At 52.8% G+C, this 20,441-nt stretch carries 18 protein-coding genes; 11 read left to right on the plus strand and 7 right to left on the minus strand.

Annotated features, from left to right (window positions below; genetic code table 11):
- Nucleotides 1–49: 49 nt before the first annotated feature.
- The 3 genes from hscA to iscX all read left to right on the plus strand — a co-directional run bounded on the left by hscA (nucleotide 50) and on the right by iscX (nucleotide 2,578).
- Nucleotides 50–1,912 (plus strand): Fe-S protein assembly chaperone HscA, encoded by a 1,863-nt coding sequence (hscA, locus tag Hfont_RS06110; RefSeq protein ID WP_112991395.1) that lies wholly within the window; start codon nucleotides 50–52, stop codon nucleotides 1,910–1,912.
- Nucleotides 1,913–2,024: 112 nt separating this feature from the next.
- Nucleotides 2,025–2,363 (plus strand): ISC system 2Fe-2S type ferredoxin, encoded by a 339-nt coding sequence (gene fdx / locus Hfont_RS06115; RefSeq protein WP_112991396.1) that lies wholly within the window; start codon nucleotides 2,025–2,027, stop codon nucleotides 2,361–2,363.
- 20 nt (nucleotides 2,364–2,383) lie between these two features.
- Nucleotides 2,384–2,578, plus strand: coding sequence for a Fe-S cluster assembly protein IscX (gene iscX / locus Hfont_RS06120; protein WP_112991397.1), 195 nt, complete (start codon nucleotides 2,384–2,386; stop codon nucleotides 2,576–2,578).
- A gap of 104 nt (nucleotides 2,579–2,682) precedes the next feature.
- On the opposite strand, the gene Hfont_RS06125 is transcribed toward iscX, so the two are convergent.
- The 3 genes from Hfont_RS06125 to prfB form a co-directional block, all read right to left on the minus strand.
- Complete coding sequence (locus tag Hfont_RS06125; RefSeq protein ID WP_112991398.1) at nucleotides 2,683–3,327, minus strand: glycine zipper 2TM domain-containing protein; 645 nt, start codon at nucleotides 3,325–3,327, stop codon at nucleotides 2,683–2,685.
- Nucleotides 3,328–3,518: 191 nt separating this feature from the next.
- Complete coding sequence (gene lysS / locus Hfont_RS06130) at nucleotides 3,519–5,054, minus strand: lysine--tRNA ligase (RefSeq protein ID WP_112991399.1); 1,536 nt, start codon at nucleotides 5,052–5,054, stop codon at nucleotides 3,519–3,521.
- A 76-nt stretch (nucleotides 5,055–5,130) separates the two neighbouring features.
- Nucleotides 5,131–6,235 (minus strand): peptide chain release factor 2 gene (prfB, locus tag Hfont_RS06135; protein ID WP_112991739.1). Its coding sequence is split into 2 segments (ribosomal slippage): nucleotides 5,131–6,153 and nucleotides 6,155–6,235, totalling 1,104 coding nucleotides; the frame shifts between segments, so codons are not numbered across the junction.
- Nucleotides 6,236–6,378: 143 nt separating this feature from the next.
- Here prfB and Hfont_RS06140 point away from each other — a divergent pair.
- Complete coding sequence (locus Hfont_RS06140; RefSeq protein ID WP_112991400.1) at nucleotides 6,379–7,104, plus strand: hypothetical protein; 726 nt, start codon at nucleotides 6,379–6,381, stop codon at nucleotides 7,102–7,104.
- Nucleotides 7,105–7,127: 23 nt separating this feature from the next.
- On the opposite strand, the gene recJ is transcribed toward Hfont_RS06140, so the two are convergent.
- Nucleotides 7,128–8,825 carry a single-stranded-DNA-specific exonuclease RecJ gene (recJ, locus tag Hfont_RS06145; protein ID WP_112991401.1) on the minus strand — a complete coding sequence of 566 codons (1,698 nt, stop codon included), beginning with the start codon at nucleotides 8,823–8,825 and terminating at the stop codon, nucleotides 7,128–7,130.
- Nucleotides 8,822–9,859 (minus strand): hypothetical protein, encoded by a 1,038-nt coding sequence (locus Hfont_RS06150; RefSeq protein WP_112991402.1) that lies wholly within the window; start codon nucleotides 9,857–9,859, stop codon nucleotides 8,822–8,824. The genes recJ and Hfont_RS06150 overlap by 4 nt, the downstream gene beginning before the upstream one ends.
- A gap of 235 nt (nucleotides 9,860–10,094) precedes the next feature.
- Between Hfont_RS06150 and Hfont_RS06155 the strand changes: the two genes are divergently transcribed.
- The 7 genes from Hfont_RS06155 (at nucleotide 10,095) to ftsB (ending at nucleotide 18,872) form a co-directional block, all read left to right on the plus strand.
- Nucleotides 10,095–11,360: a lipoprotein-releasing ABC transporter permease subunit gene (locus tag Hfont_RS06155; RefSeq protein WP_112991740.1), complete on the plus strand. Its 1,266-nt coding sequence runs from the start codon at nucleotides 10,095–10,097 to the stop codon at nucleotides 11,358–11,360.
- The gene (gene lolD, locus Hfont_RS06160; RefSeq protein ID WP_112991403.1) at nucleotides 11,353–12,054 is read left to right on the plus strand and encodes a lipoprotein-releasing ABC transporter ATP-binding protein LolD; all 702 of its coding nucleotides are present in this window, start codon (nucleotides 11,353–11,355) and stop codon (nucleotides 12,052–12,054) included. The genes Hfont_RS06155 and lolD overlap by 8 nt, the downstream gene beginning before the upstream one ends.
- Before the next feature lie 82 nt (nucleotides 12,055–12,136).
- Entirely contained in the window at nucleotides 12,137–12,934 is a 798-nt protein-coding gene (locus tag Hfont_RS06165; protein WP_112991404.1) for a TatD family hydrolase, read from the plus strand.
- Nucleotides 12,935–12,941: 7 nt separating this feature from the next.
- A complete protein-coding gene (locus tag Hfont_RS06170; RefSeq protein ID WP_112991405.1) occupies nucleotides 12,942–15,371 on the plus strand; it encodes a DNA internalization-related competence protein ComEC/Rec2 in 2,430 nt (809 codons plus the stop codon).
- 86 nt (nucleotides 15,372–15,457) lie between these two features.
- Nucleotides 15,458–17,113, plus strand: coding sequence for a CTP synthase (locus tag Hfont_RS06175; RefSeq protein WP_112991406.1), 1,656 nt, complete (start codon nucleotides 15,458–15,460; stop codon nucleotides 17,111–17,113).
- A gap of 87 nt (nucleotides 17,114–17,200) precedes the next feature.
- A complete protein-coding gene (gene eno / locus Hfont_RS06180) occupies nucleotides 17,201–18,484 on the plus strand; it encodes a phosphopyruvate hydratase (protein WP_112991407.1) in 1,284 nt (427 codons plus the stop codon).
- A 55-nt stretch (nucleotides 18,485–18,539) separates the two neighbouring features.
- Nucleotides 18,540–18,872 (plus strand): cell division protein FtsB, encoded by a 333-nt coding sequence (ftsB, locus tag Hfont_RS06185; protein ID WP_112991408.1) that lies wholly within the window; start codon nucleotides 18,540–18,542, stop codon nucleotides 18,870–18,872.
- Between the two features lie 69 nt (nucleotides 18,873–18,941).
- Here ftsB and hslO read toward each other — a convergent pair whose 3' ends face one another.
- Entirely contained in the window at nucleotides 18,942–19,868 is a 927-nt protein-coding gene (hslO, locus tag Hfont_RS06190) for an Hsp33 family molecular chaperone HslO (RefSeq protein ID WP_112991409.1), read from the minus strand.
- Between the two features lie 2 nt (nucleotides 19,869–19,870).
- Nucleotides 19,871–20,395: a gamma carbonic anhydrase family protein gene (locus Hfont_RS06195; protein ID WP_112991741.1), complete on the minus strand. Its 525-nt coding sequence runs from the start codon at nucleotides 20,393–20,395 to the stop codon at nucleotides 19,871–19,873.
- Nucleotides 20,396–20,441 lie beyond the last annotated feature (46 nt).

Raw genomic sequence — 20,441 nt, forward strand, 5'->3', positions numbered from 1 at the left:
CGTCGATTAACGATGGCAGCGACTTACCTGAGATAAGTTACAAACGAATATGGCTCTACTTCAAATCGCCGAACCCGGCATGTCTACCGCACCGCATCAGCACAGGCTGGCCGTTGGTATCGATCTCGGTACGACTAATTCGCTGGTTGCCACTGTGCGCAACAGCATTCCAGAAGTATTGACCGATGAAGAAGGGCGCTCATTGCTGCCGTCGGTTGTGCATTACCTGAAAAATGGTAATGCGCATATCGGCTACAAGGCGCAAGCGGCGCAGAATGCCGATCCGAAGAACACGATCGTTTCCGTCAAGCGCTTCATGGGGCGCGGCTTGAAAGACATCGCGTACGCTGAAAATCTGCCTTACGATTTTCTCGATACGCCGGGTATGGTGCAATTGAAAACCGTTGCCGGCGTTAAGAGCCCGGTTGAAGTATCGGCAGAGATTCTCGCGACCTTGCGCCAGCAAGCTGAAGACGCATTGGGCGATGAGCTGGTGGGGGCAGTGATTACCGTGCCTGCATATTTCGACGATGCGCAACGCCAGGCGACGAAAGACGCAGCCAAATTGGCTGGTCTGAACGTATTACGTTTGCTGAATGAGCCGACTGCAGCAGCGATTGCCTATGGACTCGACAACGCGTCGGAAGGCGTGTTCGCCGTCTACGATCTGGGCGGCGGCACCTTCGACGTATCTATTCTGAAATTGACTAAAGGCGTGTTTGAAGTGCTGTCTACCGGCGGCGATTCTGCGCTGGGCGGTGACGATTTCGATCATCGTTTGTTTTGCTGGATTATCGAGCAATCCAATCTGGCACCTTTATCGGATATCGATACCAGCATCCTGATGGTCAAGTCACGCGAAGCGAAAGAACTGTTGTCGTCGAAATCGGAAACGCATATCGACGCTGTGCTGACGTCCGGCGAAGAAGTACATGTCACAGTAACCGCGGCAGATTTTATCCAGATCACGCAGCATCTGGTCGCGAAGACGATTACGCCAACCAAGAAGGCTTTGCGCGATGCAGACCTGACTGTGGATGATGTTGATGGTGTGGTGATGGTTGGCGGTGCAACACGCATGCCGCATATACGAAAAGCTGTTGGCGATTTTTTCCAGACCACGCCTTTGGCGAACATCGATCCCGATAAAGTAGTGGCGCTGGGTGCTGCAATTCAGGCGAATCTGCTGGCTGGCAATCGTGCTGCTGGAGATGACTGGTTGTTGCTGGATGTGATTCCACTGTCGCTGGGTATCGAAACCATGGGCGGCCTGGTAGAAAAAGTTATCCCGCGTAATTCGACGATTCCATGCGCGCGTGCCCAAGAATTCACGACCTTCAAGGATGGCCAGACGGCGCTCGCCGTGCATATCGTGCAGGGCGAACGCGAGTTGGTAACGGATTGCCGTTCATTGGCAAAGTTTGAATTGCGCGGCATTCCGCCTATGGCGGCTGGTGCGGCGCGCATACGCGTAACTTATCAAGTGGACGCCGATGGTTTGCTGTCGGTTTCTGCACGCGAGTTGCGTTCAGGCGTAGAAGCATCGATCAGTGTCAAACCTTCATACGGTTTGGCCGACGATCAGATCTCGCAAATGCTGCAGGATTCATTCAAATCGGCAGATGTGGATATGGCTTTGCGTGCCTTGCGCGAAGAGCAGGTGGAAGCAGAACGTATTGTATTGGCGACGCAATCGGCGCTGGATGCCGATGCGAACTTGCTATCGGATGATGAGCAAAAAGATGTCATCGCTTTGCTTGAAAAGGTCCGGCAGACTGGTGACGGCACTGATCACGTAGCGATCAAGGCGGCGGTCGATGCACTGGCGCACGGGACAGAAGAATTTGCCGCGCGTAGAATGGATAGAAGCGTACGCACTGCCTTGTCGGGCAAGAAACTGGACGAGATTTGATTGATCATTTGCCCTTGTTTAGCTGGGCAAAAAAGCAGCATGGCGTTGAGGAAATCGGCAAAGTAGATGCCGTTTTTCAACGTAATAACATTTAACTTTCGAGGTAAACCAAGTGCCGCAAATTGTTGTTCTTCCCCACCATGCCTTGTGCCCTGACGGCGCCGTGATTGAAGCGCCAGCCGGAAAATCGATATGCGATGCCTTGCTTGAAAACGATATCGATATCGAACATGCATGTGAGAAATCCTGTGCCTGCACGACCTGTCACGTGATCGTGCGCGAAGGCTTCAATTCGCTGAACGAAGCGGGTGAGACCGAAGAAGATTTGCTCGATAAAGCGTGGGGCCTGGAAGCGGCATCGCGCCTGTCGTGTCAGGCTATTGTGGCAAACGAAGATCTGGTGGTGGAAATCCCGCGTTACACGATCAACCACGCTAGCGAAAATCACTAAAAAGAACTGAGGAGCTTGCGATGAAATGGACAGATACCATCCGTATTGCGGAAGAGTTGAGGGATAAATTTCCTGATATTGACCCGCTGACTGTGCGCTTTACCGATTTGCATAAATGGGTCTGTGAGCTGGAAGACTTTGATGACGCACCTGATCGTTCCGGTGAGAAAATTCTGGAAGCAATTCAACAGGCCTGGATAGAAGAAGCGGAATAAAGCCTGGAATAATTGCGGCAACAGACTGATCTGAGTTCAGTAGGGAATCGCAGGACATAAAAAAGAGCGGCAATTTGCCGCTCTTTTTTGTTTCCGCTTACAGATTAACGCGCGCGCAAATAACCATCTACTACGCGAACACGATCACCTGTGTTCCAGTTTGGCTGATGATCGTAAGGGAAGGTGCGGATCTTGCCATCTTCCATGCGTACACGTACTTCATATGTTGTCGCGGTGCGCGTACGTTTTTCAATTTCGTTACCGGCATAGCCGCCACCTACTGCACCAGCAACCGTTGCCAGACTGCGACCATTGCCGTTACCGATCTGATTGCCCAGCAAGCCGCCCACTACTGCGCCGCCAACGATACCAACACCGCTCGGTTTAGCCTGGGTTTGTACTGAACGTATCGATTCGATACGACCGCAGTCGTAGCAAATTTGTGCTTGTGCAACCTTGGTAGAGGAGCTGGATTTGGCTTGATTGGCTGTCTTGCTTGCTGCAGCCTGGCGTTCGTCCGCTTCTTTACGTGCTTGATATGCTTTATCTTCAGCAGCTTGTGCTGCTGCCGCTTTATCTGCAGCGTCTTTTTCCAAGGCAGCGATGGCTTCTTTTTGCGAGCCCTCGCTATTTGAATTTGGGAGCATACCGGTCATTGCAGCAACGCCGACCAGACTGACGAGCAATACGCCGACGGCAGCGGCAGCAACGAGGGGATGAATACGTTTTGAATTATTGTTGGTTTCCATAAATCCTCCGGATGTGGGCATTTCCACGATTTGTTAATGTGAACAAAGTATTGCTCCGCTTGAAGCAAATAGAAAGCTTAAACCTGTGTCAGATGTAAGTTGATGTAACCATGAAGGGGTAGCAATCATTAGTTGCCGTAATAAAAAAGGACTGCCGTAGCAGTCCTTTTTTCTGGTTTCCTTGCGGGAACTTAATCTTCGCGGCGCAGATGCGGGAACAGCAATACGTCGCGGATATTAGGCGAATCGGTGATGATCATCATCAGCCTATCAATGCCGATGCCGCAACCGCCGGCTGGTGGCATGCCGTATTCCAGCGCGCGTATATAGTCAGCGTCGTAAAACATTGCTTCTTCGTCGCCCGCATCTTTCGCGGCGACTTGCGCCTGGAAGCGCGCTGCCTGATCTTCTGCATCGTTCAATTCGGAGAAGCCGTTGGCGATTTCGCGACCAACCATGAACAACTCAAAGCGCTCGGTAATGCCGGTGACGGTGTCCGATGCGCGTGCCAGTGGTGACACTTCAACCGGATAATCGATGATGTAGGTTGGTTCCCACAGTTGCGCTTCCGCAGTTTCTTCAAACAGTGCGAGTTGCAAGGCACCGAGGCCGGAATGTGCATGCGGTTTGACGCCGAATTTCAGCAGTTCTTTCTTGATGAATTCTGCATCGTTGAGTTGTTCAGCACTATAGCCAGGTGCGTACTTGTTGATCGCTTCAACAATCGTCAAACGATGGAAGGGTTTAGCCAGATCCAGCTCGCGACCACCGTAAGTCAGTGTCGCTGTGCCATGCGCATCGATTGCCGCCTGGCGAATTACTGCTTCGGTGAAATCCATCAACCATTTGTAATCGGTGTAGGCCGCATAGAATTCCATCATCGTGAATTCAGGATTGTGACGGATCGATACACCTTCGTTACGAAAGTTGCGGTTGATCTCGAACACGCGATCGAAACCGCCGACGACCAGCCGTTTCAGGTACAGCTCAGGCGCGATACGCAAAAACATTTGCATGTCGAGTGCATTGTGATGAGTCGTGAAAGGCTTGGCCGCTGCGCCACCGGGAATCGTGTGCAGCATCGGCGTTTCCACTTCCATGAACTCGTTCTTTTCCATGAAGCGACGAATCGATGAGATCGCAGCAGTACGCGCCTTGAAGGTACGACGCGTGTCTTCATTCATGATCAGATCAACGTAACGCTGACGATATTTGGTTTCCTGATCGGCCAGGCCATGGAATTTGTCCGGCAGCGGACGCAGCGATTTGGTGATCAGGCGCAGTTCGGACACCTTGATCGTCAATTCGTCGGTCTTGGTTTTGAACAGTGTGCCGCTGACACCCAGGATATCGCCGAGGTCATAGTGATGCAGCGCAGCCATCGCCGCTTCGCCGGTCAGATCCAGTGTCGCGTAGATCTGGATGCGGCCATCGGCTTTCGGGCCGGATGCATCCTGCAAAGTTGCGAATGCAGCTTTCTTGCCCGCTTCACGTTTCAGCATCATGCGACCTGCCAGCACGACGGTGACAGATTCTGCTTCCAGTTCTTCGCGTGTCTTGCCGGCATACTTTTCCTGCAGATCAGCCGCCTTGTGCTGCGGGCGGAAGTCATTAGGGAAGGCAATGCCTTGCTCGCGCAAGGCGCTCAGCTTGGCGCGGCGCTCGGCGATGATTTTGTTTTCGTCTATCGGTAGCGATGCTGCAGCGTCGTCGTTATGCGTAGTCATGGGGACAATCTGTTAAGTGAATGCGATTAAAAATGAAGCAGTGACAAGCGTGTTGATGCAGGTGAATAAAGGTGAATTAAACGCCTTGCTTCAGCGATGCGGCGATAAAGTCGTCCAGATCGCCATCCAGCACTGCCTTGGTATTACCGGTTTCAAAGCCGGTGCGCAAATCCTTGATGCGCGACTGATCCAGCACGTAAGAGCGGATCTGATGACCCCAGCCGACATCGGTTTTGGAGTCTTCCAGTTTTTGCTGTTCGCTCATGCGGTTGCGCATTTCCAGTTCAAACAGCTTGGCTTTCAGCATGTCCCATGCTTCGGCCTTGTTACGGTGCTGTGATCTATCGTTCTGGCACTGCACGACGATACCGGATGGACCATGCGTTAGACGCACAGCAGAATCGGTTTTGTTGATGTGCTGGCCACCGGCGCCGGACGCGCGATAGGTATCAATGCGCACGTCGGCTGGGTTGATGTCGATCTCGATCGAATCATCGACTTCGGGATACACGAACAGGCTGGAGAAAGACGTGTGGCGACCGTTGGCAGAATCGAATGGGGATTTGCGTACCAGGCGATGCACGCCGGTTTCGGTGCGCAGCAGGCCGTAGGCGTATTCGCCTTCGACTTTCAGTGTGGCAGTTTTAATACCCGCAACCTCGCCATCGGATTGTTCCAGGACTTCAACCTTGAAGCCTTTGCGTTCGCAATAGCGCAGATACTGGCGCAACAGCATCGATGCCCAATCCTGTGCCTCGGTACCGCCGGCACCGGCCTGGATATCGATGAAGCAATTATTCGCATCCATGGGGCCGCTGAACATGCGGCGAAATTCCATGCCTTCGACGATCTTCAGCAGTTCTTGTGTATCCGCTTCAATCGCGACGATGGTGTCTTCGTCTTTTTCTTCACGTGCCATCGCGAACAGGTCGTGCGCGTCTTTCAGCTCGGCATCGACCTTGATGAGGGTATGCACGATCGCTTCCAGCGATTTCTTTTCTTTGCCCAGTTCCTGGGCGCGTTTTGGGTCATCCCAGACTTTAGGATCTTCCAGTTCGCCGTTGACTTGGTCTAGTTTCTCTGACTTGATATCGAAGTCAAAGATACCTCCGAAGTTCGGTCGCGCGAGTCGTGAGATCGGCGAGCAGGGATTCGAGGGAATTGAGGCGTTCGGCTTCCATAGTATTTTCTTTTGCGGTAAAACCGGACATTATACGCGAGCCACACTGTGTTTTAAGCCTGTCCTGGATACAGTCTTGCGGATTGAATTGTTTTCAGTTTTTACGGTCCTTTTTTTATAAAAATTAATAAGGGAGTAACAAATATGGAAGGATCGCGCCGCGCTTGCTGGCTGTTGTGCATGTGTGCCGTATTGGCGGGTTGCACGGCAACGCCGGCACCGCGCGGGGAAGTCAAGGGCGCGTCTACCAGTGGCAAGGAAATGGGGCAGTCCGATACCAATCGTATCGCCACCATCGCCATGCGCGACAATCTGGACAGCCTCTATCTGTTAATGGACAAGCTGTACCGGCGCAATCCAGCCGAATGGAAAAAGACTGCTGCCACCCGCGAAGATGCGGTCAAACGCGTACGTAACGCGATAGAGCAAAGACAGGTATGGCCGGGGCTGCAGGGGCAGCGTGATATCAAGGCTCTATCGCTGGCCTTGACGCCTGATTTCAGCGGTGATCGGGTGGCCGCATTCATCTATGCGTCCACCGACATGATCATCACCGCGCATGATGGCAAGACTGAATTCTTTTTGATCGACGGCCTGGATGCACAACATCTTTACAACGCGGCACGCAATATCGAAATCGCCATCTGGTTGATGGGCAGTCGCCGCGATGCGACAGGGAAGATATTGCTGCTGTCCGACGATATCAGCGAGAGCGGGCGTAATTTAAGCTTCGAGCGCGAATTCGGCAAGATCGTCGGACGCCTCGATCTGTTGGCCGAATTCGTGACTGAAAAATACCGGCGGGTTGGTATTAACTATGTGCAAAATTTGTTTGGCGGGTCCTTGCTGCAATTCCTGCCAGTGCGTTGAGTAAGAAGACAGTACCTTACTTCTTACTCGGTGGCTTCCGCGTGCTCGACCAGCAATTGCACGCGCGTTCTGCCATTGAACTCATTGGCGTCCAAGCGGTACGCGACTCTAGCTCGATTGGGTAAAGAATCGATGTGGCCAAACCAGATCGCATCGTAGTTCACACCGTCTTTTTCCAGAGTCAATTTCAGATGACGTTCTTTAAGGATGCGTTGATTGATGACGCGGAACTCATCGCAAAACAGTGGCGGCGCAAAACCCTGTCCCCACACTTGTGCTTCCATCAATTCAATGAATTGCGTGGTGAAATAGGCTGATTCGAGCGGGCCGTCGGTTTCGATTACGCGTTCCAGCTGATTCTGATTCAGCCAATCCTTGCCAACTGCTTCAAACGCTTGTGTGAAAGCGTCCAGCGCATCAGCACGTATCGTCAAACCAGCCGCCATCGCATGACCACCGAATTTATCGATCAAGGTCGGCGCATGCTTGGAAACCAGATCCAGTGCATCGCGCAAATGGAAACCTGCAATCGAACGTCCCGAACCCTTGATCCAGCCATCGCCTGCATCGGCAAAGGTAATGGTCGGGCGATAAAACTTGTCTTTCAAACGGGATGCAACAATCCCGATTACGCCTTGATGCCAGCTGGCATCGAAGACGCTGATGGTGGTCTTGTTTTGCGGATCGAAACTGTCGAGCAGGAGCAGGGCGGTTTCCTGCATGTCGGCTTCTATGGTGCGGCGTTCACGATTGATTTCATCGAGTTGTTGCGCAATCGCCCAGGCACGACCTTCGTCGTCGGTTGTCAGGCATTCAATACCGAGCGACATATCCGATAGACGTCCGGCTGCATTCAGGCGCGGCCCAAGTGCAAAGCCAAGATCGAAGGGGGACGCACGCCGCGCTTCGCGACCGGCTGCACGGAACAACGCAGCAATGCCGGCATGCATGCGACCTGCGCGCATGCGCTTCAAGCCTTGTGCGACCAGGATGCGATTGTTGGCGTCGAGCTTGACTACGTCAGCCACGGTGCCGAGCGCTACCAGATCGAGCAATGTGTCCAGTTTTGGTTGGGTTTGCGCATCGAAGATGCCGCGCTTGCGCATTTCTGCACGCAAGGCCAGTAATACGTAAAACATAACGCCGACGCCAGCCAGATTTTTGCTGGGGAAGCCGCAGTCAGGCTGATTCGGATTGACGATCACGCGTGCCGCCGGCAAGGTATCTGCCGGCAAATGATGATCGGTGACCACGACATCAATGCCGCGTCGATTTGCTTCTGCCACACCGTCTATGCTGGCGATACCGTTATCGACGGTGACGATGATGTCTGGCGATTTTTCGCGTACGGCGAGTGCGACGATTTCCGGCGTCAGTCCATAGCCGTATTCAAAACGGTTCGGCACAATGAAATCGACAATCGCGCCCATGGCGCGCAAACCGCGCAAGGCGATGGCGCAAGCGGTCGCGCCGTCGCAATCGTAGTCGGCGACGATGACCAGTTTCCTTTTTTCTGCAATCGCATCCGCCAGAAATACTGCAGCGACATCGATATGCAGCAAGCCGGGAGGAGGGATCAGTGCAGTCAGGTCGCTGGTCAGTTCTTTCAAGTCAAGCAGGCCGCGCGCTGCATACAGGCGCGCCATGACAGGATGTACGCCGCCTTGGTGCATGCGTTCGGCATCGCGAAACGGATAGGGTCTGGTGACAATACGGGTCATGATGCAAGACGTGCCAGCGCAGGTTTGCACCAGAATTTACGTAGTGAAGATTTGCTGATGGCGAAGGTGGAATAGACCGTGTTGTGGCTGATCGTAATCGCGAGTTTGTCGAGTCGCCCATCCTGCAAGGCTTGCAGCAATGGCGCAAACCATCGTTCTTCCATGGACTGAAAACACATCAGCCATTCTGACCAATCGCCTGCCAACGCAGGTCCTATCAGATTGTCCAAAACCAGCAAGCCGTGCTGTGGTTTTGCATCGAAAATATCTGCCGAGGACGTAATGGGAATCTGTTTTTTTGTCAGGGCTGTAAAAGAATTCCGCTCATTTAAAAAAATGAATGCTTCTTCAAATTTTGTATTTGCTTCCGAAGTTTTTTCTGCTTCTGCGCCACCTGATAACCAGACTGAATTAATCGGCTTCAGTCCGCGTGTTTCTCGTTGTTCGTTGATTGCGTGTGCATGCCAATGCATCTGGATTTCATTTTGCAGACGGCGCCAGTCGCGCTCACGCGGTCCCTTCGGCATCCAGATATCGATGTTGTGGCCGCAGGCGGCATCGGATGTGGATGTGCGCAGTGCGTGCCAGTCATCGGCGCGCATGAACCAGGTTTGCGCATCGCCGTATACCAAGGTCTTGCCGATTTCTTCAAACAAGGGCTGCACGATATCGAACAAGGCGCGTGCATCGGATTCTGCAAGTTGTAATTGGCGAGTATCAGTCAAGACCAGATGATCGCGCGAAATGTGCAGATGTACCGGTTGCAAAATGAACCATACGCCGGTTTCAGCAGGCAGGTTAAAGCTGCGCATGGCGCTAGTCGCCAGGGCTGGGCTGTTGTCGGAGTCGAACTGGCGAGTCAGCCAGTATTCATGCGGCAAAGCGCGCGAAAATCCATCGAAAACCTGATGTGCCGAACGGCTGGAGCGGGCCAGCAGCATGGCGAGCGACGGCATTTTCAGTTCACGCAGCAGGTCACGCGCCATTTCGGCAGGCGGCATTGCGAAAGGTAAAAGAAGTTCAAGTTGAGTCATGCCGCGATTGTAGGGCAATTGCGACTACTTCTGGCGGCGATATCGCTGTTCTTCTGGTGTATGCGCGACGATTCGGCAAGCTACTATTTGCTGGATGCATGGAACGTTCGGCGTACGTCGCCACTCAATAGATGGCGCAAGCACGCTAATAAATGGGATTGCCGATTTTCGTTTCTGCACTTTGCTGGTAGTCGAAAATGTATGGCAAACTGCGTGCTGCATTCAGGAGCCTTCATTGAGCATCATAAAAAATCTATCTTTCGAGTGGCTGGTTGGCATACGGTATACACGTGCCGGCAAACGCAGTGGCCGCAACAGCTTCATTTCATTCATTTCACTGATTTCCATGGCTGGTATTGCGCTGGGCGTGGCGGCGTTGATAGTCGTACTGTCAGTGATGAACGGTTTTCAAAAAGAAGTGCGCGATCGCATGTTGTCGGTGCTGTCGCATATAGAAATCTTCGAGCCGCAAGGTGCTTTGCCGGATTGGCAAAACACTGCACGCGAGGCATTCACCAACAAGGAAGTACTTGGCGCAGCGCCGTATGTCGATGCGCAAGCAATGATGACGCGCGACGAAACGCTGCGCGGCGTCGCCGTGCGCGGGGTGTTGCCGGATCAGGAGCCCAAGGTTTCGGATGTGGCTTCGCAAGTCAAATGGGGTAGCCTGAATGATTTGCGCGGTGGCGAATTTAATATCGTCCTTGGCAATGAACTGGCGCGCAGCATGAATGCGCAACTCGGCGACAAGGTCACGATGATCGCGCCGCAAGGGCAGGTTACGCCGGCCGGTGTGATTCCGCGACTCAAGCAATTCACGGTGGTTGGCATCTTCGATTCGGGACATTTCGAATACGACTCGACGCTGGCGTTTATCCATATCGACGACGCGATGAAGATGTTCAAGCTGGGCGCGCCGTCCGGCCTGCGTTTGAAAATCGAAGACATGCAACGTGCACCGCAAGTCGCACTGGATTTGTCACGGACCTTGAGCGGCGATGTGTTGATACGTGACTGGTCGCGTCAGAATCGCAACTGGTTCGCTGCCGTGCAGACTGAAAAACGCATGATGTTCATCATCCTGACTTTGATCATTGCGGTTGCTGCATTCAACCTGGTATCGACGCTGGTGATGACGGTGACCGACAAGCAGGCGGATATTGCAATTTTGCGTACGCTGGGTGCATCTCCGGGTTCCATCATGAAGATCTTCATGATCCAGGGCGCGCTGGTGGGCTTGGCCGGTACGGCAATCGGTGTCGGTGGCGGTGTATTGATCGCGTCCAATATCGATGTCATCGTGCCGTTTATCGAAAGACTCTTGCACGTGCAATTCCTGCCTAAAGATATTTACCTGATCAGTTCATTGCCGTCCGACTTGCGTTGGCCAGATGTGTGGACTATTGGCGGTGTGGCGGTTGTACTGGCATTCCTGGCGACGATTTACCCAAGCTGGTGGGCCGCCCGTGTAAAACCTGCAGAGGCATTGCGTTATGAGTGAACATGTATTGGCTTGCCGCGATCTTGCGAAGACATTTACGCAAGGGAAATACGCGGTCGATGTATTGAAGGGTATCAATCTCGATATCGTCAAAGGCGAACGCGTGGCGATCGTCGGTGCGTCCGGTTCGGGCAAATCGACTTTGCTGCATTTGCTGGGCGGACTGGATACGCCGACTACTGGTTCGGTGACTTTGCTGAATCAGGATTTTGCGAGTCTGGACGAAAAGACCCGTGGCAACTTGCGCAATCGCTCGTTGGGTTTCGTTTATCAATTCCATCATCTGTTGCCTGAGTTTTCGGCACTGGATAATGTCGCCATGCCGCTGATGATACGTCGCGTACCGCGTGCGGAAGCACATGAAGCAGCACGTGCGATTCTGGCACGCGTCGGCCTCGAACATCGCGTCACACACGTACCGGGTGAATTGTCGGGCGGCGAACGTCAGCGTGTTGCACTGGCGCGTGCTCTGGTGACGCAACCTGCATGCGTGCTGGCCGATGAGCCTACCGGCAATCTGGATAGGCACACCGCGCACAAAACCTTCGACCTGATGCTGGAGTTATCGCATACGCTGGGCACTGCATTTGTCATCGTTACGCATGACGTTGAGCTTGCGACGCATTGCGATCGCATTTTGCGTCTGTCTGACGACGGTTTGCAAACCTACAGTGATGAGTTGCACCATAGCTAATTAGCGATCAACTAGTTTGGAGCCGGAGTCGACATGATGGATGCCTGCATACGGTTTAACTGTTCGACGGTGATCGACTGATATGTGGATAGATACCCATTGCCATCTGGATGCGGCGGAGTTTGCGTCTGAAGAAGATGCGGTCGCTGCGCGTGCACAGCAGCAGGCTGTGACGATGATCGTCATCCCTGCAGTTGCGCGCGATAACTTCGCCACAGTGGAGTCGCTGGCACACAGAAATTCCAATTGCACTTACGCGCTGGGTATACATCCGATCTTTGTACCGCAGGCCAGGGAAGAAGACCTTGCCGCGATGCGCGTCGCTGTCGAAGCTGCAATGACCGATACACGCTTTGTAGCAATTGGCGAAATCGGTCTGGATTTTTTTATTCCGATCTTGACGACGCCCGAGATGCGCGAGAAGCAGGAATTTTTCTACACCGAACAACTGAAGATCGCGCGCGATTTTGGCTTGCCTGTATTACTGCATGTACGTAAATCACAGGACAGTATTCTGAAATATCTGCGCCGCATCAACGTTATCGGTGGCATTGCGCATGCGTTCAATGGCAGCTTTCAACAGGCCGAGATTTTTATCGAGCTTGGATTCAAGCTCGGCTTTGGCGGCGCAATGACCTTTACACGTGCATTGCAGTTGCGTCGTCTTGCAACTACGCTACCCATTGATTCCATCGTGTTGGAAACCGATGCACCCGATATTTCTCCCGCATGGGTACATCCAGAACGCAATAGCCCCGAGCAATTGCCACGCATAGGTCAGGTATTGGCTGAATTGCGCGACATGCCAGTTGCTGCCATTGCGCAAATCACGTCTGCGAACGCGCTAGTCGCGATGCCGCGACTCGGTGTCGTGATCTAGCTGCCGTATGCGCAGCGCGATCGTCGGCTTCGTCGTCGGTGCTGCCTGGCTGCAGATGCAGGCGACGCTGCCTCAGTACTTCCTTCTCATCTTCCTGTTCATTCTTGCTTGCGCGCTTTTTGCGCTGAGTCGTCACGCTCCTCCATCTCAATTCAAAATTCTTTTACGTGCAGTGATGGGCGTGCTGCTGGGCTTTGTCTGGGCGGCGCTGTTTGCGCATTATTATTTATCGCATGAACTGTCGAAAGAACTGGAAGGGCAAGATATAACGATAGTTGGCACGATAAATAGCATGCCCAGTTATTTCGAGCGTGGTGTGCGATTTAATTTTGCGGTTGAAAAGGTGTTGCCGCTGGAAGGCTTGGCACCTGTTATTCCAGGCAAGCTGGCCTTGTCCTGGTATACCGATTACGACTACAGCAATATCAAAGCGGACGCAAAACAAAAAATCACTGAAGTACAGCCCGGCGAACGCTGGCAATTCACAGTGCGTTTGCGCAAGCCGCACGGCAACGCGAACCCATCGGGCTTTGATTACGAAATGTGGCTGCTGGAGCAAAACATCAGGGCGACCGGTTATATCCGTCCCGAGCCATCCATTGAGCAAAAGAATGTGCGACTCGACGACTTTGTTTTCAGTTTCAATCATGTTGTCGAACGCTGTCGCAGCTGGTTGCGCGAACGTGTGCAACACGCATTGCAGGATAAACCTTATGCCGGTGTGATCGTAGCGCTGGTAGTCGGAGATCAGCGCGCGATCAGTCAATCGGATTGGACAGTGTTCAATCGAACTGGCATTTCTCACCTGGTGTCGATTTCAGGTTTGCACATTACGATGGTTGCAGCCTTGTTTGCCGGTTTGATTTTTGCGCTATGGCGCCGATCATTTTTTACTTCTGCCCGTTTGCCCCTGATCTTGCCAGCACAAAAAGCCGCCGCGTTGGCTGGTGCATTGGCCGCTTTAATTTATGTACTCCTCGCCGGTTCCGGATTGCCGGCGCAGCGTACCTTGATCATGCTGGGTGTGGTGGCGACGGCTTTGTGGTGTGGCCGCATTACCAGTATTTCGCACGTGTTATGTCTGGCTTTGGGTCTGGTAGTTCTGCTGGATCCGTGGGCGGTGTTGGGGCCGGGGTTCTGGCTGTCGTTTGCTGCAGTCGCCGTGATTTTGTACGTCAGCGTCGGACGTGCGACAGCGAATGCTGTTGATGGGCAATCACATTGGCGCACGGTTTTGAAGAGCGCGACCTTGACGCAATATGCAGTGACCTTGGGTTTGGTGCCACTTACAGTTCTGTTGTTCGGGCAAACTTCTCTGGTGAGTCCTGTCGCCAATGCAATCGCAATTCCGCTGGTCAGTTTTCTGGTGACGCCGTTGGCGCTGGTCGGTAGCGTATTGCCATCGCCTTTATCGGGCTGGTGTCTATTAACTGCACATTTTTTAGTGGCGGAATTAGCGCAGTTGCTCAATTGGCTAAGTGAATTTTCATGGGCAGTGTGGGCTGCGCCTGTTCCAAGTTGGTGGATGTTTGCGCTGGCCTTGATAGGCACGCTGTGGATGCTGGCACCGCGCGGCTGGCCTGCGCGTTACCTCGGTTTCTTTGCATGGTTGCCGCTGGTGTTGAATGCACCTACGCATCCGCGTGCCGGAGAAATGTGGGTGACTGCGTTTGATGTGGGGCAGGGCATGGCGCTGTTGATAGAAACCGAACAGCATCGCTTTTTATATGACACTGGGCCGTTTTATTCGCCGGAATCGGATGGTGGCAATCGCGTGATCCTGCCTTATTTGCGTGCACGTGGCATAAATCAATTGGATGGCATGATGATTTCGCATAGCGATATGGATCATGCGGGCGGCGCGTTATCGATCATGAAAGAAATAAAGATAGCCCGGGTATCGTCGTCCTTGCCGCTTCAGCATCCGATTGTTAATGCAGCTTCCTTGCATGAACCATGTGTTGCCGGCCAAGCGTGGCATTGGGATGGCGCCGATTTTGAGTTGCTGCATCCGACGGCAGCTAGTTATGCCAGCGATAAATGGAAGCCGAACGCCCGTAGTTGTACTTTGAAGATCACTTTGAATGGGCTTTCCATTTTATTGCCCGGCGATATAGAAGCGGTACAGGAAGCCGAGCTAGTGGAGGGCGGAGCTACCAAGCTGGCGGCGCATGTTTTACTCGCGCCGCATCACGGCAGTGGTACCTCGTCAACCTTGCCGTTCCTGCAGGCAGTACATCCGCAGATCGCCTTGTTTCAGGTCGGCTATCGCAATCGTTACCGCCATCCCAAACCGGAAATTTTCGAACGCTACGGCGAATTAGGTATTACGCGGCTGCGTAATGACGAGGCGGGGACAATTACTTTACACTTTGGCTCTACGTTGGACGTGAGCGAGTATCGTGTCGAACATGCCAGATATTGGTATGGCCGTTAATTAAATTCCTGCTAAAACGGCGAAGAATTGTGCATGTTTGAGGTATAATTCGAATTTCCCGCACGTGCCATTCGGCACCTTCTGTAATGACCAAGTTTGTATTCGTAACTGGCGGCGTTGTGTCTTCCCTAGGCAAAGGGATTGCAGCCGCCTCTCTCGCCGCGATCCTTGAATCGCGCGGCCTCAAAGTCACTCTTCTCAAGCTCGATCCGTATATCAACGTCGATCCCGGCACGATGAGTCCATTCCAGCACGGCGAAGTTTTCGTTACCGAAGACGGCGCCGAGACCGATCTGGATCTGGGTCACTATGAACGTTTCATCACTGCGAAAATGCGCAAGGTGAATAACTTCACGACCGGCCAGATTTATGAATCCGTTATCCGCAAGGAGCGTCGTGGTGAATACCTCGGCAAAACGGTTCAAGTCATCCCGCACATCACCAATGAAATTCAGGATTACATCTATCGCGGCGCCGAAGGTTTCGACGTTGCCTTGGTAGAAATTGGCGGTACCGTCGGTGATATCGAATCCTTGCCTTTCCTCGAAGCGGCTCGTCAACTGAGCTTGCGCGCCGGTCGTAATGCGGCTGCATTCGTGCATCTGACCTTGGTGCCATATCTGGTTTCTGCCGGCGAATTGAAAACCAAGCCTACGCAACACAGCGTGCAAAAACTGCGCGAAATCGGTATTTCGCCAGACGCATTGTTGTGCCGCGCCGATAGACCGATTCCGGATGATGAACGCGCGAAGATTTCGCTGTTCTCGAACGTGCAAGAAGATGCTGTGATCTCGGTATGGGATGCAGACACGATCTACAAAATTCCACAGATGCTGTTCGACCAAGGTCTGGATCGCATCGTCTGCGAAAAACTGGCCCTATCGCCAAAACCGGCTGATTTGTCGGTCTGGACCAAGCTGGTGCACGCACTGGAAAATCCTAAGCACAGCGTCACGATCGGCATGGTCGGCAAGTACGTCGATCTGACCGAATCCTACAAATCATTGACCGAAGCATTGCGTCACGCCGGTATTCATACCGAAAGCCGCGTCAATATTGAATATCTGGATTCGGAAGAAATCGAAACCAATGGTCCGCAATGTCTGGCCAAGTACGACGCGATTCTGGTGCCTGGTGGCTTCGGCAAACGCGGTGTGGAAGGCAAGATTGCTGCTGCGCGTTTCGCACGTGAACAAAGCATTCCTTATTTCGGTATCTGTTTGGGCATGCAAGTCGCGCTGATTGAATATGCGCGCAATATGGCGGGTCTGACCAAAGCGAATTCGACTGAATTCGATCCGGATACGGAACAGCCAGTTGTTGCGCTGATCAATGAATGGCAAAACCATGACGGCAAGGTTGAGCGTCGTGACTTGAATTCAGATCTGGGCGGCACCATGCGTTTGGGTGCGCAAACCTGCGCAGTCAAACCGGGCACGCTCGCTGCTGAAATCTATGGCACCGAAGTTACCGAACGTCACCGTCATCGTTACGAAGCAAATAATCATTACCTTGGTCGTGTCGAAGATGCGGGTTTGATCGTGTCCGCTCGTACGCCAACCGAATCGCTGTGCGAAATCATGGAATTGCCGCGTACCGGCAAGAATGCACATCCATGGTACGTAGGCGTGCAATATCACCCTGAGTTCAAGTCAACGCCGCGCGATGGACATCCGTTGTTCATCTCGTTCATCAAGGCTGCGCTGGCGCAAAATCAGGCGACATCAAAAAAAGTGGGCTAACGACAGCGCAGGTCTAGGCATGCATGCTGAGACCTGCCATCGTTTACAAAACGTTATTCAGAATTTTGCTGATTTAGGGAGAAATAGATGAGTGCAATTGTTGACATCATAGGACGTGAAATTATCGATTCACGCGGCAATCCAACCGTGGAATGCGATGTACTGCTGGAATCCGGCGTCATGGGCCGTGCTTCGGTACCATCCGGCGCATCGACTGGTTCGCGTGAAGCAATCGAATTGCGTGATGGCGACAAGAGCCGCTATTTCGGCAAAGGCGTATTGAAAGCCTGCGAATACATCAATACAGAAATCTCCGAAGCGATCATGGGTCTGGATGCGAACGAACAAGCATTCCTCGACCGCACGCTGATTGATCTGGACGGCACTGACAACAAGGCACGTCTGGGCGCGAATGCAACGCTGGCAGTGTCGATGGCGGTTGCGAAGGCAGCTGCTGAAGAATCCGGCTTGCCGCTGTATCGCTACTTCGGCGGTTCAGGCGCTATGCAAATGCCAGTGCCTATGATGAACGTCATCAACGGCGGCGCACACGCCAACAACAACCTTGATCTGCAAGAGTTCATGATCATTCCGGTTGGCGCTCCCAGCTTCCGTGAAGCACTGCGTTATGGCGCAGAAGTGTTCCATACACTGAAAAAAATCCTGAACGACAAAGGCTTGCCTACTTCGGTTGGTGACGAAGGTGGTTTCGCACCATCGGTTGAAAACCATGAAGCAGCAATCAAGCTGATCTTGCAAGCGATTGAAGAAGCGGGCTACGAGCCAGGCACGCAAATCGCGTTGGGCCTGGATTGCGCAGCCAGCGAATTCTACAAAGACGGCAAATACCATCTGGAAGGCGAAGGCCTGACCTTGTCGAGCACTGATTTCACCAATCTGCTGGCAACCTGGTGCGACAAATATCCTATTATCTCGATCGAAGACGGCATGGCCGAAAACGACTGGGAAGGTTGGGCAACCTTGACCGCCGCCTTGGGCAAGAAAGTGCAATTGGTAGGCGACGATCTGTTCGTTACCAACACCAAGATCCTGCGCGAAGGCATAGAGAAGAACATCGCCAATTCGATTCTGATCAAGATCAACCAGATCGGTACGCTGACAGAAACATTCGCAGCGATTGAAATGGCAAAACGCGCCGGTTACACAGCCGTGATCTCGCATCGCTCAGGCGAAACCGAAGATTCGACGATTGCCGATATCGCGGTTGGTACCAATTCCCTGCAAATCAAAACCGGCTCGATGTCACGTTCGGATCGCATGGCGAAGTACAACCAGTTGTTGCGTATCGAGGAAGATCTGGGCGACATCGCCAGCTATCCTGGTCGTAGTGCGTTTTACAATTTGAAGTAATCCCTATCGGTCATGTGGCTTTGCTGCATGACCGGATTTGCCGTGTAAATGTCCGATGCGCCTCATCATTCTCTGCCTCGCTGCACTCGTTGTGCTGATTCAGTACCCACTGTGGTTGGGCAAGGGTGGATGGTTGCGCGTGTGGGATCTGGACCAGCAAGTCGTCGCTGCACAAAAGAAGAACGATGAATTAAGAGCGCGCAATGCGAAGCTTAATTCCGAAGTGCAGGATTTGAAGGACGGTACAGGTGCGGTCGAAGAGCGGGCCCGTTACGAGCTGGGCATGATCAAGGAAAACGAAATCTTCGTGCAAGTTCTTGATCCGACCAAGAAGTCTACCTTCGTCTCTATCCCGCCGCCCAAGATTGAACCTAAAGAGAAGCACTGAATAATGCATGCGAATAAAAAACGCGCTTAGTTAAGTTAAGCGCGTTTTTTTATTCTCGTATTGTTTTTTTCAGTGTTTGATCGGGCTGGCGGCAATCAGGGTTTCTACCGGCGCCTCTGTTGTAAACAGATGGGCGCAGTCGACCTGATCAAATTCATAGTGCTGACCGCAGAAGTCGCAATCGACTGCGAGTTTGCCTAATTCTTCAAGTGCAGAATTCACTTCTTCCTGTCCCAGCATTTGCAACATCGTGCCGACTTTTTCGCGGGTGCAGGTGCACAGAAAGTTTGGATGTTGCGGGTCGAAGACGCGTATCGTTTCTTCCCAGAACAAACGGCGCATCAGGGTTTCGACATCAGTTGTAATCATCTCTTCCTGGCGCAAGGTGGATGCGAGCATCACCGATCTATCCCAGGTTGCCAGATCACTTTCAGTGTTGGTGACGATGCCGCCTTCATGCGGCAGTTTTTGCAACAACAAACCACGCGAGACTTCATTGTCAGTAGCGAGCCACAGCTTGGTATCGAGTTGTTCCGAGCGCAGCATGTAGTTTTCAATCACGGTAGCGACCGTGTCGCCATCCAGCGGCACGATACCCTGATAGGCTTGTTGGCCTGGTAATTTGTCTTTTGGATCCAGGGTAATGACGAAGCGACCTTCGCCTTTGACGTTTACAAGCTGCGGCAGTGTGGCGTCGTCGCTGACAATCGCATGTTCTGCCAGCTTGGCAGTGGCGCGCATGTTCAGATCCGAATCGCACTCGACGACCAGCAGCCGCAAGGGGCCGTCACCATATATTTGCATGATGATGGCACCGTTGAATTTCAAGTTTGCCGAGAGCAATGCGGTTGCCGCCAGCATTTCACCCAAAACGGTTTTTACCGCCGTTGGGTAATCGCGACGTGCTTGAACATGCTTCCAGGTTTCGGAAACATCTACCAGTTCACCACGCACGGTCGCGTCTTCAAACACGAATTTTTGCATTGTGTCAGCCATGCTTATCCTATTTTCTTCAATGTATTTTTAAACTCGCGACTGCGCGCCACGTAACTGTCGGCGATTCTATGCAGGTTGGCGATATCACTTTCGCTCAGTGTGCGTACCACCTTGGCAGGGGTACCGAGTATCAGCGAGTTATCCGGAAATTCCTTGCCTTCAGTGACCAATGCGCCGGCACCGACCAGGCAGTTCTTGCCTATCTTTGCGCCGTTCAAAATGACGGCTTGAATGCCGATCAGCGATCCTTCGCCGACGCTGCAGCCATGGATCATCGCTTGATGGCCTACGCTCACATTGTCTGCCAGCGTGAGCGGGAAGCCGGGGTCGGCATGCAACACGGCACCTTCCTGCAGATTGCAGTTTTCGCCGATAGTGATGTCTTCGTTATCGCCGCGCACCGTCACTTGAAACCAGACGCTGGAATTGGCCTTGATCGTGACGCGCCCGACTACCGTTGCCGAATCGGTAATGTAGGCAGAGGCTGCGATATCCGGAACGTGTTCGCCTAATTGGTAGATAGCCATGGTTTCAATAAAGTTGGTGGTTGTCGGGGCAGCGTGCTGATAGCGT

Source organism: Herminiimonas fonticola (assembly GCF_003293745.1).
In the GTDB taxonomy this organism is placed as follows: domain Bacteria; phylum Pseudomonadota; class Gammaproteobacteria; order Burkholderiales; family Burkholderiaceae_D; genus Oxalicibacterium; species Oxalicibacterium fonticola.

Excerpts from the sequence above, each read along its gene's own strand:
- ftsB (WP_112991408.1), top strand. The coding sequence starts at position 18,540 with ATGCGCCTCATCATTCTCTGCCTCGCTGCACTCGTTGTGCTGATTCAG.
- Hfont_RS06170 (WP_112991405.1), top strand. The coding sequence starts at position 12,942 with ATGCGCAGCGCGATCGTCGGCTTCGTCGTCGGTGCTGCCTGGCTGCAG.
- Hfont_RS06125 (WP_112991398.1), bottom strand. The coding sequence starts at position 3,327 with ATGGAAACCAACAATAATTCAAAACGTATTCATCCCCTCGTTGCTGCC.
- lysS (WP_112991399.1), bottom strand. The coding sequence starts at position 5,054 with ATGACTACGCATAACGACGACGCTGCAGCATCGCTACCGATAGACGAA.
- hslO (WP_112991409.1), bottom strand. The coding sequence starts at position 19,868 with ATGGCTGACACAATGCAAAAATTCGTGTTTGAAGACGCGACCGTGCGT.
- Hfont_RS06150 (WP_112991402.1), bottom strand. The coding sequence starts at position 9,859 with ATGACTCAACTTGAACTTCTTTTACCTTTCGCAATGCCGCCTGCCGAA.
- recJ (WP_112991401.1), bottom strand. The coding sequence starts at position 8,825 with ATGACCCGTATTGTCACCAGACCCTATCCGTTTCGCGATGCCGAACGC.
- lolD (WP_112991403.1), top strand. The coding sequence starts at position 11,353 with ATGAGTGAACATGTATTGGCTTGCCGCGATCTTGCGAAGACATTTACG.
- hscA (WP_112991395.1), top strand. The coding sequence starts at position 50 with ATGGCTCTACTTCAAATCGCCGAACCCGGCATGTCTACCGCACCGCAT.
- iscX (WP_112991397.1), top strand. The coding sequence starts at position 2,384 with ATGAAATGGACAGATACCATCCGTATTGCGGAAGAGTTGAGGGATAAA.
- Hfont_RS06165 (WP_112991404.1), top strand. The coding sequence starts at position 12,137 with ATGTGGATAGATACCCATTGCCATCTGGATGCGGCGGAGTTTGCGTCT.
- Hfont_RS06195 (WP_112991741.1), bottom strand. The coding sequence starts at position 20,395 with ATGGCTATCTACCAATTAGGCGAACACGTTCCGGATATCGCAGCCTCT.
- Hfont_RS06175 (WP_112991406.1), top strand. The coding sequence starts at position 15,458 with ATGACCAAGTTTGTATTCGTAACTGGCGGCGTTGTGTCTTCCCTAGGC.
- Hfont_RS06140 (WP_112991400.1), top strand. The coding sequence starts at position 6,379 with ATGGAAGGATCGCGCCGCGCTTGCTGGCTGTTGTGCATGTGTGCCGTA.
- eno (WP_112991407.1), top strand. The coding sequence starts at position 17,201 with ATGAGTGCAATTGTTGACATCATAGGACGTGAAATTATCGATTCACGC.